Genomic DNA, 12,620 nt, shown 5'->3' on the forward strand with positions numbered 1-12,620 from the left:
TAAAAAAGATATTCTACAAATCGACTAAATTCGGCGTTCCACTTGAAATAATGGATAAAAATTTGTGTTATTTAGTGTTATTTTTTTTAAAATCAGTACTTTATTTGTACTTCAAGTTTTGTAAACCCCAGTAAATAAGGGCCTTTATTTTCTGCATCGGAGAGCAGATGGAATTTTTGATGCTAAAAGTTACATTCACCTGATCTTCATGAGAACTACGAATTGATAATAAGGTATTATAAGACCCATCATAATCTGAAAGCCCAACGTCACTGCATCAGAAAATTACTTAAAACGGACAGTATTTTAAATAATAAATACCAATATTTATCCGGTAGAAATCATAAAGAATATGATACTAAAGAACTCCTTTTGGAAAGAAACAATATTAAAAACCCTTCTTGATAGAAGAAAACATAATGATTTCATTTTTATAACTGTAATCGCTTTATTATTTTTCTCTATATTGTTCCTTACCTATAGACATATTAGAAACAAGAATATGTACAGACAAAAGTTTGAGGATCTTATGAAAAAAAATGAGGTTACTAAAGTTGAAGTCAAAAATATAAACAAAAGAGTATTAGACATAAATAAAGACACTGTTGCGTCTGTTTTGAAACAATTGGAAAAATTTGAAAAGGATAAAAAATTTCTGAAAAAAGATTTATCATTGGCAAAACTTACAGCAGCTTTTGATTCTAATAGTAAATATCTGTCACAGATAATCTACCATTACAGAGAAAAAAAATTTACAAAGTATATTAATGATCTTAAAGTAGACTATATAATTTTGCTATTAAAACAAGATAAAAGAATAAGGAATTATACTAACATGGCATTAGCTGAAGAAGCTGGTTTTAGTAGTACGCAAAGGTTTGCAAATGCTTTTCTTGCTAGAGCTGAGATGTCAACCTCCTTTTTTATTGAGGAGCTCAAAAAAGGAGAATCATAATTGTTACAACTATTTACAATTAGTACATTTGCTATTATTAGTTAATATAATGGCACTATCTGTTCGCAAATATTTAAAGCTCACGAAGACGTGAACTTTTTACCAGCTTCACTCCTTTTTGAATATTTAATAAGATAGTGTCTGAAGATTAAAAACAACTTCAATTTTTGTTCCTTCTCCAATTTTTGATTCAATGTTAAATTGGCCTTTTAAAGAATTTGCTCTTTCTTTCATATTAGTTAATCCAATACCGCCTTTTTTACTTTTCATATCAAATCCTGCTCCGTCATCAGTAATACTAAGTTGTAAAATATCGTCATCCTTTCTCTGAATTATTACTTCACATTTCTTTGCATTTGCATATTTATTAATATTTAAAATAGCCTCCTGAATGATACGGTATAAATTGATCTTATATATATTTTCAACAGTGGTCCATTCAAACATTCCATCATTTACATATTTAAACTGGGTCTTAGTGAACTCTTTTTGATTTTCTATTAAACTTGACAATAGTACATTAAAATCATTCCCTTCAAAAAAAGAGCCTCGACTTAAGTCATGTGCTATCATTCTAATCTCACTCTCAATATTCTGTAATTCAGAAATATATACTTTTCTTTTTTCAATTGTTTTCTCGTCTATCAAAGAATTAAAGAAACCTAAATTCATTCGAACACCATAAATTTTATTCATTACACCATCATGTAATTCTTTAGCTATTCTGCGCTTCTCACTCTCTTTTGCAAGATCAATTTTTTTATGTTGCTCTGTCAATAGTTGGTATATTTCATCATTAGCTCTTTGCTGTTTCTTAAAAAACTGCAACTCTTTATTTCTATATTTTAAATATCTTAAAACAATAATTAATATCAGCATTAAAACTAACCCAAACGAAACAATTAAAATATAGAAGTTCTCTTTTGTCAAAACTTTATTTTCATCCTCTATTCTTGAAGTTTCATATTCAATTCTGGCATACTTATTATGAGCATTTTTTTGAACTCCATTAATGCTGTCACTTACTTTAATATATTCATTTGCATAAAACAACCTATTTTTCTTATCTAATTCGGATAACAATTTTAATGAAGCTAAAATTTCATTACTGTTCTTAATTTTAACGGCTAATTTATTCGCTTCTTTTAAACTTTGAATTGATTTTACTGTATCCTTCTGAGTTAAAAAATATTCACCTATGTGTATTTTTTTATACAAAATATCAGACTCAACCCCTATACTATCGACAATTCTTAAGGATTCAAAAAACATGGATTCAATATTTTTATAATCCCCGTTTTTCATCTTAGAATAAGCCAAATTACTTAAAACATTAGCATATAGGCCAGGTGATTTCTTTCTTAAATCTTTTGAAAGTAAGTTTTGTAGTTTTTCTATGGACTTAGAAAACTCCCCTTTTAAATCGTATAAATTGCATATATTAATAACAGAACTTACGTTGTAAATATTTACTACATCTTTATCTTCTCCCTTAATTTTCATTTTTTCTAAACTACGTAAGGCTAATTCATGATAACGTAAGGCTTCATCATAATTAACCAATTTCTCTAAACAATTTCCCATTAACGAATTACAAGAATAAATCAGGCGGTAATTGGTAGATTTTTTTAAATACTGTAATGCTTTAGAAATTTCAACTTCACATTCTACATAATTTCCGTCATAAAATAAAACATAGGCTTTATTGAATAACATTCTGCCTATATTATCATAATCGTGAATTTTATAATATAATTTTTCTGCTTGTAAATAGTAAAAATAAGCACTGTCACTTTTTGAGTTTCGATAACAATCGCCTACATAAAATAGGGCTTTTGGAATTCTGACACTATCGTTAGCCTGTTTTGATAGTTTTAAAGCTCTTAAACTGGAAGATAAAGATTTTTCTAAATTATTGGTATAATAATATTCCGTCGCGACATTTAAATAGACCTCTCTAACAATGGAATCATTTTCTTTAGATTTTAATAAATCAATTATTGAATCTAAGTATTTCTCTTTTTTATTTTTTCCTAAACCATCTAAGTAAGTTTTGTCAAATAAAGCAGTATCGTTTTTTGCAGAGACATCCGATTCATTCTTTTGGCATGAAAAAAAAAAGGATAGTAGAAGTAAACAGATTATTTTAATAGTGGTACTCAAAATGCATTATTATTTTATAATTTCAAATGTAGTATTTTGAAATAAGAATACCATATGATTTACAAATAAATCATATGGTACTTTTGTTTCAATTAAGTAGAACTTAATACTATCTTGGTGGTATGATAATGCTTGGATCACCGTCTTCCTCACTTACCCTTGTAGTACTTATTTTCGGGCCTGATTTCACTGTAGTGGAATCAATGGTTTTTGCATTCAAAACAGCCTGAGGTGTGATTTCAAAATTCTTAGTTTTAACCTCTTGAACGTCATAACTCTCATCATCACTGGAGCACGAATAAGTTAAAAAAGAAAGGGAAACAATTCCCGCTATGTACAATTTGCTTTTCATAAAAATTAAATTTGGGTTAATCACAAAAAAACAACTTTACTGTCTTTAAATATTACGGTATAACCGTAATATTTAATTAATTTTGCACGAAATCCAACAAAGATGAATAAGCCCCTTAATATTTTGATAGTTGATGACCACCCTATGACAGTTGATAGCTATAGTAACCTTTTATCAGATAACCAATTTCAAAAAAATATTCCCAATTTTATAAAAAGTTATAATTGTCAAGATGCCTACAACCAAATATCTTTTCATCTAAAGCAAAATACAAATATTGATTTGGCATTATTAGATATTAGTCTTCCTCCTTGTAAAGAGCTTAATATTGAAAATGGTGTTAACCTAGCTTCGCTACTAAGAAAAAATTATAAAAATTGTAAAATTATTCTTCTTACAATGCACAGTGAACCCCTTACTGTAGATAAAATCATTAAAGAGATAAACCCAGAAGGTTTTGTTTCTAAAAGTGATATTAACTTTGAATTATTCCCTATTATTTGTAAAAAAATTATGAATGGAGATATATACCGAAGCCCTACTATACTAGAATCTCAGAGAGAATTGTTTAAAAAAGATATAAATTGGGATAAACATGATAGTCAGATTCTAATTCTAATTGCACAAGGAGTTAAAACTGTTAATCTTCCTGACTATATTCCTCTTTCTATGAGTGCTATAGAAAAAAGAAAAGCAAATATAAAAGAGCAGCTATTAATGGGAAAAGGCAGTGATTGGGATCTAATAGATAAAGCTAAAAAATTAGGATTATTATAATTTTACGCAAACATCCAATACAATTGTTTGTTATAGATTTACTTGATATTTTTCTTTCAATGCACTGGTCTTATTGAGGGTTCCTTCTTCCCTAGTAATTGCAAAATAAGACCCCTACCTGGTTTAAATTTTACAGCAGAAAGTTTTATAAAATAGCCATCTAAACGAGCACCTATTTCTTCCTCAAATTCTCTGATAGCGGCATCAAATGCATTTTCATCTTCACTAAATTCTCCCTTTGGTATAGACTAATGACCCGAATCCTTGCTCTTCCCCAAAGGACCACCGGGATGTACCAGCAAGACAAACAATTGACCATGGGCTCTTTTATATAAAAGTATTCCAGCACTTTTGTTTAACTTCATTTTTAAAATTTATTATTACTTAGAGTCTCGCTTGCAACATTATTAAGTCCCGTGCTGAAAATTTTCAATAAACCTAAATGCTTAAATAAACAAATATAATTCAATTTTTTACTGTTATGACGGTAATTTTACAATCCATGCTCTATTACCAGTTCTCTTGAATATTATAAAATTGCTTTAAATAATTCTATCCTAATTTTTTTCTGCTTAGCGTTCAAAACGATCTATTGCTTGTAGCATATCATTTGGAAATTCAAAATCATAATCGCAAAGTATAATTGTTCTACAGTTTTTAATGACTCATTCAAAATTTAATGAATAAAGGCATTATTGCACCGGAAATAATAGCAGAAGTACGTCTTACAAGCTGGTTACGAAGTAAAAAACAATTTATAACTAGTACTTCTTTATAAAAACGAATACAATAGAATGCCTATTTCCTTTAAAGTGTATAAAAATAATAAATGCTCCCATTTTGACAAGCTTTATTTTAGTACGGGACAAACTAACAAAAAAAGAGGACTACAAATCCTCTTATTAGTACAAGTCCGCAGGAGGAAGGGGCCTTTTCGTTACTATCCTTGACAGGAATCCGGTTTGCATAATCAACAAATTACTATCCTAAATCAAGAAAAAATAGTACCTTTAATATATGAAAAAACATCACAATATTGTTATAGCTGGAGCCGGTGGAATTGCCGAAGCTGTTGGTTTGTTATTGATGGAATGGAGTGAAGTAGCTCCTACTCTTTTTATTGGTGACAGAACCCATTCAAAAGCAAAAAAAGTAGCACATTGGATTCAAGAAGGAACAACAAAATCCTGTTTCATTAAGGATTTCCACCTTGCTGAAAAAGGTATAACGGATGAAATGAAAGCAATCTTGCATCAAGGAGATATTATTCTAGACTGTCTTCCGGGTAGCCAAGCACCTAGGATAGCCCAATTCGCCAAAGATTTTAATCTGCATTACGCCAACCTCACAGAATATGTTTCAGAAACCGAAGAAATAATGGCTTTGGCAAAAGACGCCAAAACTGGTTTTGTGCTTCAAACTGGTCTGGCTCCCGGCTACATCGACTTGTTAGCCAATGGACTTTTTCAACAGTTTTGTACTGACTTTGAAATAGATAAGGTAGATAAGCTGGAAATGAAAGTTGGTGCTCTGACCAATCATGCTGTTGCTCCACATTATTACGGATTTACTTGGAGTCCGGTGGGAGTAGCTACAGAATATCTGAAAGAAACCATCGTCTTAAGGGATTTTAAAAAAACTACACTACCATCATTATCGGAAAGAGCAGCTATCATTATTGATGGCATTGCTTACGAAGACGATCTAACCTCTGGTGGTGCAGCGGATCTACCTGACGCATTATTAGGAAAAGTACGTTCACTTGACTACAAAACCTTGCGACATCCAGGTCATTATGCTTGGGTCCAAGAACAACTTGCTAATTTAGGAAATTCACCTAACGCAATTAAAAGCCTTCAAGAAAAAATGGAAGCTATAATTCCTCATATTGAAGATGACAAAATTGTTTTATATGCAGCGATAGAAGGCAAAGATGCAGCTGGAATGTTGCGTAGAAAAGAGATTGCAAAATGCATACTTCCGCAAAAAGTAGGGAAACATCAATTGAGAGCCATCCAAACCACTACGGCAGCACCATTAGTACAAGCAGCCCAATTGTTGCTCGAAACCCCTCATAGCGGAGTTGTCTTGCAAAGCCAAATTGATCCAAAACAATTTTTAAACGGAAATTATATCGTACGTGTTTACGGCAAGATGTAAAGACAGTTACTAAAAGCAATGAAACATCTTCATTTCTTAATTAGTTAATGAAAACATATCGTTTGGGCATCTTTAAATTGTCTGTGAGATTACTATTAAAATTATTGCTATCAAAGCTAAAAAAAGACCTGCAAAATTCATTTTGGTCAATTTTTCCTTAAAAATTAAAATACCAACAAGGCTACCAACAATAATTACGCCCATATTCATCCCTCCAAAAACAGTTGACGGATTTTGAACAAATGCTTGATGTGCTTTCAGATAGAAAAGAATATTTCCAAAGTTGAAAATACCAACCAAACCACCAAAAAGAATATTTTTGATATTTAATGATACTTTACTGAATGCTACTTCATAAATAACAGTCGCAACCATAATTAGCAGCGCGATTCCAAAAACAATAAATAATGAAGTGGTATATGGCAAATTTGTATAAAGGGCAATTTGTTTAAAAAGAATATCTATAACTCCAAAGCCAAGTAAAACTACTGCTGGGTAAATCCATTTATTTTCGGTGTTTTGAGAAGGTTTAGCGAGAATGAGCAATAATGCCGGAAAACCAACCACAAGCGCAGCAATTTTTAACATATTAAAATCTTCTTTGAAGAGTAGCCAAGCTGCCAAAATAGGAATAAACAACGAAAGTCGTTGAGCAGCATCCGTTTTCACGATACCCATATGTTTTATGGATGCAGCCAGAAAAAGAAATATAGACGGCAACAAAATACCAATAGTTATATAAATACCCCAAGGTGCCGAAATTCCAACATCATTAAGATCTGGACTAAAGAACAAATAACAAAGAATAAGAGCAAATACATAATTTGCAGCAACGATTTGTGTATTACTTACATCATACTTACGTGAAAATTTAAATAGTACACCAACAGTTACACTGCATATGATGCTTAGAATTAGAAATAACATAGACAATATTTTGACTGTAAAACTACTATTTTATGTTTCTACATTGTCTTTTTATTAAAGCAAAGAAAAGCTTTAATAAAAATCCTATTTGTAAACTAAAAAAATATCTATTAAAAAAAAAGGCACGCTCTAGATTTATAAAATCTTCAAAAGCTTCCAATAGCTATTTCTTTACTTTTGCATAAATCATTAAAATTATGGAAAAGGATTATTCTGTTGCGATATACCCTTCGGAAGCTATTGTTTCATTGGTTAAATCGATGAAAGAACAATTGGCCAATGAAGTAGGCTGGTTTCATAGTAAAAATTCTATTGGCCATATTACCATTTGTGAATTCAAAGCAACTGATAAACAAATTGAAATCTTTAGAAATCAACTGGATCGATTGTGTGACACTTTAAATCCGGTTGAAGTATGTTTAAATGAATTCAGCTCCTATCCAAATGGCGCCTTTTTTATTTCGCCCCATAAAGATTCTAAAAGTATTTTGAAACCCATAATGAAACGAATTCAGGAATCACTTCATATTCAAAATATGAAAAAAAGTAATGATCCACATCTTTCCATTGCACGAAGATTAACTCCGGAAAATCTCGAAAGAGCTAAAACTTTATTTACCTCAATAGACATCCATTTTTTGTGTGACAGTATTGTTTTACGAAGATTTGATGACACTATAAAACAGTTTATTGTAACCGATACCTTTAAATTCAATAACAATTCACAACCAGAGGGCATACAAGGAACACTTTTTTAGGAATTAATCACTCTTCAACCATCCTGTAATACTCATTCTGGTATTTTGGGTAACCAAAACTTCATGAACTAATTCATCACTCTTGAAGAAAACAGTTTTCCCTTGAGTGGGCGAAATTTTCTGATTATTATCCAATTGATGAATCAGCAATTCACCACCGTCACTTTCTTGCCAATTGCTATTTAAATAACTAATCATGGAGTATTTTCGGCTTGGATTATTCTTGAACTGATCCAAATGTTTCAAATAAAAGTCACCCGATTCATACAACGAATAATGAAATTCATAACCTGTTATTCCGGCATAACAACTTTGGTTTAGATAAAGAATAAATGCTTCAATTTGAGCAAAGAATTCATTTTCGAATGCATTGTTGTGTTTTTTGTCAAGCCAATAAATAGAATCACCTCGTATTGCACCATCATAAGAAAGTTTCTCAGAATTCCCAATTCCTGCAGCCATCAATAGGCTGTCCTGATTCAAAGTAAGTAAATTTTGTTTTAAATTATTAGCCAAGTCGGCACTCAAAAAATGTTCGGATATCCCAACTTTATTTTCAATATAAGAGGCAATTAAATCCTCAAAGCTATTTTCCATGTCTTTTTTATTGACTGCAAATACTGCCAACGTGACAAGGTAGACTAAATAAAACTGTTAGCGTCTCATTATGAAATAAATAAAAAATTATAACACAAAATCTTCTTCTTTGAAATTAAAAAATCAAAAAGAAAACGTGATTTTAACCATATATGACATTTAAGAAACTTATAATTCCTTAAATGTCTTTTATGGTTTAATAAATAGTATGTTATTTATAATTTACTGATGAAACTTCCGTAAATATCCTTGAACTGATACCCCTCAGAGAAACGGTCTTTGCTCAGTTTTTTGTATTCTACCAATCCCCAAAGTATAAATTCTTTCATAAAAAATTTATCTTCTTTTTGCAGTTGCGGTTGGTATTTCTTGATTAAAACTTCAAGCGGGACAATACTGCCCAGGATTCTTTCATATTCTTCATCGGAACAATCATCCAATAATTCAAAACCACTTTCGGCAAAAAACCATTCGATTATATCGGTATAAGGCGTTTTCTCGTCTTGCTTTTCTAGTTTTTCAATTTTTGGAAAATAGGCAGGAAAAAAAGTATGAATCGCATCACCTAATAAATGTTGCGCCACAACGGCTGCTCCCTCCTGCTCTCCTTCATAAACTAATTCGACTTTTCCGGTAATAGCAGGAATAATTCCCATGAAATCGGACAGACGTAAAGTTGTTTTATCTTCTCCAGACTTCAATGCTCTTCTTTCTGCTGTACTTAATAAATTCTCCAAAGCAGTAATACTCAATCTGGCACTCACACCACTTTTATTATCAATATATTCGCTTTCTCTTGCTTCAAAACTGATTTGTTCCAATAAATCCCTAGCCAAAGAAGGCACGTAAACCATATCGCTTTGTACTGTATCCAATTTTGCTTCCTGTTCTGTAATGGTTCTAGCAATTTTAATAGTTTCCGGATAATGCGTTAAGATTTGGGAACCAATTCTATCTTTTAATGGCGTTACAATACTTCCTCGATTGGTATAATCTTCAGGATTTGCAGTGAAAACAAATTGCATATCGAGTGGCATTCGCAACTTAAAACCACGAATTTGAATATCGCCTTCCTGTAGAATATTAAATAACGCTACCTGAATTCGAGCCTGTAAATCAGGCAATTCGTTGATGACAAAAATACAACGATTCGCTCTTGGAATCATCCCAAAATGTATCACACGATCATCTGCATAGGACAGTTTTAAATTGGCTGCTTTAATAGGATCGACATCTCCAATCAAATCAGCAACGGTAACATCTGGCGTAGCAAGTTTTTCGAAGAAACGGTCGCTTCTATGCAACCACGAAATTGGAGTTTCATCTCCATCAATTTCAATTATATTTTTGGCAAAACGAGAAATCGGTTTCAAAGGATCATCATTAATTTCGGAACCAGTCACAAATGGAATGTATTCGTCAAGCAATTCAATCATTTTGCGCGCCAGTCTCGTTTTGGCTTGACCGCGAAGACCCAATAAATTGATATTGTGACGCGATAAAATAGCGCGTTCTAATTCTGGAATTACGGTATTCTCAAATCCGTGAACGCCTTCAAAAGTAGCTATTCCTGATTTTATTTTTTCTCTAAGATTGGAACGCAATTCATCCTTGATGTTTTTGCTTATGTAACCTGATTTTTTTAATTCTCCGAGGGTTTTTATATTTTCTATTTTCATGTTTGTGAATTGTCTTTTTGTATCTTTTTCTAGTCCTTTATTTTATTCTTTTTTTACGATTCGTTTCATAATCTTCAAAAATCATTTCGCCAAGTCCTTTCAAACCGGTATAAAATGCTTTTCCTTGATTGGCTTCGGTAAACCGATTTACAAATTGCTGCAAATACGGATCATTGGCAATCATAAAAGTGGTTATTGGAATGTGTAATTTTCGGGCTTGTTGTGCCTGATTGTAGCATTTATCGACAATATATTCGTCGAGTCCATTGCTGTTCATATAATAGGAACCGTCTTTTTCCCGAACACAACTTGGTTTCCCATCTGTTATCATGAAAATTTGTTTATTGGTATTTCGTTTTCGACGGAGTATATCCATAGCAAGTTGTAAACCTGCCACCGTATTGGTGTGATAAGGCCCCACTTTTAAATACGGCAAATCCCGGATTGCAATCGTCCAGGCATCATTTCCAAAAACCAAAATATCTAAAGTATCTTTTGGGTAACGTGTTGTAATCAATTCAGCAAGAGCCATCGCTACTTTTTTTGCTGGCGTAATTCGGTCTTCACCATACAAAATCATACTGTGGCTGATGTCAATCATCAAAACCGTACTCATTTGGGATTTATACTGTGTTTCTTCGACAACCAAATCATTTTCGGTCAACATAAAATCTGCTACTCCATTATTGATTTGGGCGTTACGCAAGCTTTCGGTCAAAGAGATTCGTTCCAATCCATCACCAAAATGAAATTCTCGAAATTCACCGGTGTGCTCATCTCCGTTTCCGGAATGTTTGGTTTTATGATTGCCACTTCCCGATCGTTTTAGATTTCCAAAAATGTTGTCTAAAGCCTGTTGGCGAATGGCGCGCTCTGTTTTGGCAGTAATTCCAATTCCTGAAGTTCCATCGTCTTTGAGTTCATCACGGATGTAGCCTTTTTTCTTTAAATCTTCGATAAAATCATCAATGGTATAGTGTTCATCGGTGAGTTTATATTCTTTATCTAATTCCCGTAGCCAATCGATTGCTTCATCGAAATCTCCCGAAGTGTGTACGATTAATTCTTTGAAAATACCAAAGAGCTTATCAAACGGAGTCTGGAATGGTGCTTCGTACTGCTTGAAATAAAATCCTTTTTTATTATCATTTTTCATAGACTTTAAAATTACATTATTTTAAAATGTAGTCTAGACAAACGTTTATTAATTTTTAGTTAAAAACATTCAAACCATAAAAAAGCAGCTTTTTATTAAAAGAGGAAACTAATTAAAAAATTTTCCATCAACGTAAAACCAACTTCCATTTTCGAGTTTGAAAGTTGAAAGTTCGTGATGAATCTGATTTTGAAGTTCACTATCCAAAAAATAGGCTTTGAATTCAACCGTATTCTCAGTAGCGTTTATAATTTCTAATTGGAGCCACTGATTACTTGTTGCCCAATTTAGAATTTCAGCTTTAGAATAGTATTCTCTCTCAGAAACATGCGTAGTTGCCAATAAATAATCAACTTCATGTGTTACATAAGCAGAATATCTGGAACGCATTAAGGCTTCCGCAGTTGGGGATTTTTGAATACCTTTAATAATTGGTTCACAACAGTCCTGAAAGTTTTTTCGGGAGCCGCAGTGACATTTTTTTTCAATCATTTTTTATAAAAACCTTTTAAATTGTATCTGTTACTTGTCCGTCAAGCGTAATTATTTTTTGATGCAATTGATTCAATAATACTTGATACTTACTAATTTCGATCAAATCTTCATCTTCTTCAGCAAAGTCAAGTAATTCATCAAGTTCCTCACTAACTTCAACTAACTTATTGTTAGCTTCTTTAGCCTTTTTATTGGCAATCAAATCAATTATGTCCTGAACACCATTTTTCAACTCTGCAAATTTATTGTTTTCCATCTTTTATTATTTTTCTGAAGCCTTATCTTCATTGAACTTTTTAGTAATTTGTTTTAGTTTTTCCTTTCTAAAAATTTCAGCTTGTTTTACTTTATCCTGAGCTTTATGCAACTTATCGTTGTGCTTTTTTATGTTTCTCTCGTTATTTCTACTCATGACACTTTCTTTTAAATTATCAAACCAATTATTTGACTCAAGAACTTCTGCAAAGTTCGGGTTATTTATTGAAATTCAAATTATTTTTAATTTGATAATTTCTATTTTAAATAATTGTCAATTTAATTTTCGATAGTATTGATCCTAAATTTAAAATACGTTACAAGTCGAGATACTATTTGTGTAATT

At 31.7% G+C, this 12,620-nt stretch carries 14 protein-coding genes; 4 read left to right on the forward strand and 10 right to left on the reverse strand.

Annotated features, from left to right (window positions below):
- Window positions 1–529 precede the first annotated feature (529 nt).
- Window positions 530–955, forward strand: coding sequence for a helix-turn-helix domain-containing protein (locus tag ACM55K_RS13755; RefSeq protein WP_416850847.1), 426 nt, complete (start codon window positions 530–532; stop codon window positions 953–955).
- Between the two features lie 126 nt (window positions 956–1,081).
- Here ACM55K_RS13755 and ACM55K_RS13760 read toward each other — a convergent pair whose 3' ends face one another.
- Together ACM55K_RS13760 and ACM55K_RS13765 are read right to left on the reverse strand one after the other, a co-directional pair.
- Window positions 1,082–3,118 (reverse strand): tetratricopeptide repeat-containing sensor histidine kinase, encoded by a 2,037-nt coding sequence (locus tag ACM55K_RS13760; protein ID WP_416850848.1) that lies wholly within the window; start codon window positions 3,116–3,118, stop codon window positions 1,082–1,084.
- Between the two features lie 109 nt (window positions 3,119–3,227).
- Window positions 3,228–3,470: a hypothetical protein gene (locus ACM55K_RS13765; protein WP_416850849.1), complete on the reverse strand. Its 243-nt coding sequence runs from the start codon at window positions 3,468–3,470 to the stop codon at window positions 3,228–3,230.
- A 102-nt stretch (window positions 3,471–3,572) separates the two neighbouring features.
- Between ACM55K_RS13765 and ACM55K_RS13770 the strand changes: the two genes are divergently transcribed.
- The gene (locus tag ACM55K_RS13770; RefSeq protein WP_416850850.1) at window positions 3,573–4,247 is read left to right on the forward strand and encodes a response regulator; all 675 of its coding nucleotides are present in this window, start codon (window positions 3,573–3,575) and stop codon (window positions 4,245–4,247) included.
- Window positions 4,248–4,303: 56 nt separating this feature from the next.
- On the opposite strand, the gene ACM55K_RS13775 is transcribed toward ACM55K_RS13770, so the two are convergent.
- Complete coding sequence (locus tag ACM55K_RS13775) at window positions 4,304–4,492, reverse strand: NUDIX hydrolase (RefSeq protein ID WP_416850895.1); 189 nt, start codon at window positions 4,490–4,492, stop codon at window positions 4,304–4,306.
- A gap of 772 nt (window positions 4,493–5,264) precedes the next feature.
- On the opposite strand from ACM55K_RS13775, the gene ACM55K_RS13780 reads away from it, so the two are divergent.
- Entirely contained in the window at window positions 5,265–6,407 is a 1,143-nt protein-coding gene (locus ACM55K_RS13780) for a saccharopine dehydrogenase family protein (protein WP_416850851.1), read from the forward strand.
- A 72-nt stretch (window positions 6,408–6,479) separates the two neighbouring features.
- Here the strand turns inward: ACM55K_RS13780 and ACM55K_RS13785 are convergent, their stop codons facing one another.
- A complete protein-coding gene (locus ACM55K_RS13785) occupies window positions 6,480–7,334 on the reverse strand; it encodes an EamA family transporter (RefSeq protein WP_416850852.1) in 855 nt (284 codons plus the stop codon).
- 197 nt (window positions 7,335–7,531) lie between these two features.
- Between ACM55K_RS13785 and ACM55K_RS13790 the strand changes: the two genes are divergently transcribed.
- Window positions 7,532–8,092 carry a 2'-5' RNA ligase family protein gene (locus ACM55K_RS13790; protein WP_416850853.1) on the forward strand — a complete coding sequence of 187 codons (561 nt, stop codon included), beginning with the start codon at window positions 7,532–7,534 and terminating at the stop codon, window positions 8,090–8,092.
- Between the two features lie 3 nt (window positions 8,093–8,095).
- Here ACM55K_RS13790 and ACM55K_RS13795 read toward each other — a convergent pair whose 3' ends face one another.
- From ACM55K_RS13795 to ACM55K_RS13820, 6 genes are all read right to left on the reverse strand, one after another.
- Complete coding sequence (locus ACM55K_RS13795) at window positions 8,096–8,689, reverse strand: 2OG-Fe(II) oxygenase (protein ID WP_416850854.1); 594 nt, start codon at window positions 8,687–8,689, stop codon at window positions 8,096–8,098.
- Window positions 8,690–8,904: 215 nt separating this feature from the next.
- Window positions 8,905–10,368, reverse strand: coding sequence for an AAA family ATPase (locus ACM55K_RS13800; protein ID WP_416850855.1), 1,464 nt, complete (start codon window positions 10,366–10,368; stop codon window positions 8,905–8,907).
- Between the two features lie 37 nt (window positions 10,369–10,405).
- Complete coding sequence (locus ACM55K_RS13805; protein WP_416850856.1) at window positions 10,406–11,524, reverse strand: vWA domain-containing protein; 1,119 nt, start codon at window positions 11,522–11,524, stop codon at window positions 10,406–10,408.
- A 108-nt stretch (window positions 11,525–11,632) separates the two neighbouring features.
- Window positions 11,633–12,016: a YchJ family protein gene (locus ACM55K_RS13810; protein WP_416850857.1), complete on the reverse strand. Its 384-nt coding sequence runs from the start codon at window positions 12,014–12,016 to the stop codon at window positions 11,633–11,635.
- Between the two features lie 16 nt (window positions 12,017–12,032).
- The gene (locus ACM55K_RS13815) at window positions 12,033–12,275 is read right to left on the reverse strand and encodes a hypothetical protein (protein WP_416850858.1); all 243 of its coding nucleotides are present in this window, start codon (window positions 12,273–12,275) and stop codon (window positions 12,033–12,035) included.
- A gap of 6 nt (window positions 12,276–12,281) precedes the next feature.
- Window positions 12,282–12,431, reverse strand: a complete 150-nt coding sequence (locus ACM55K_RS13820) for a hypothetical protein (RefSeq protein WP_416850859.1) — start codon at window positions 12,429–12,431, stop codon at window positions 12,282–12,284.
- Window positions 12,432–12,620 lie beyond the last annotated feature (189 nt).

The sequence above is a fragment of the Flavobacterium arabinosi genome (genome assembly GCF_048158725.1).
In the GTDB taxonomy this organism is placed as follows: domain Bacteria; phylum Bacteroidota; class Bacteroidia; order Flavobacteriales; family Flavobacteriaceae; genus Flavobacterium; species Flavobacterium arabinosi.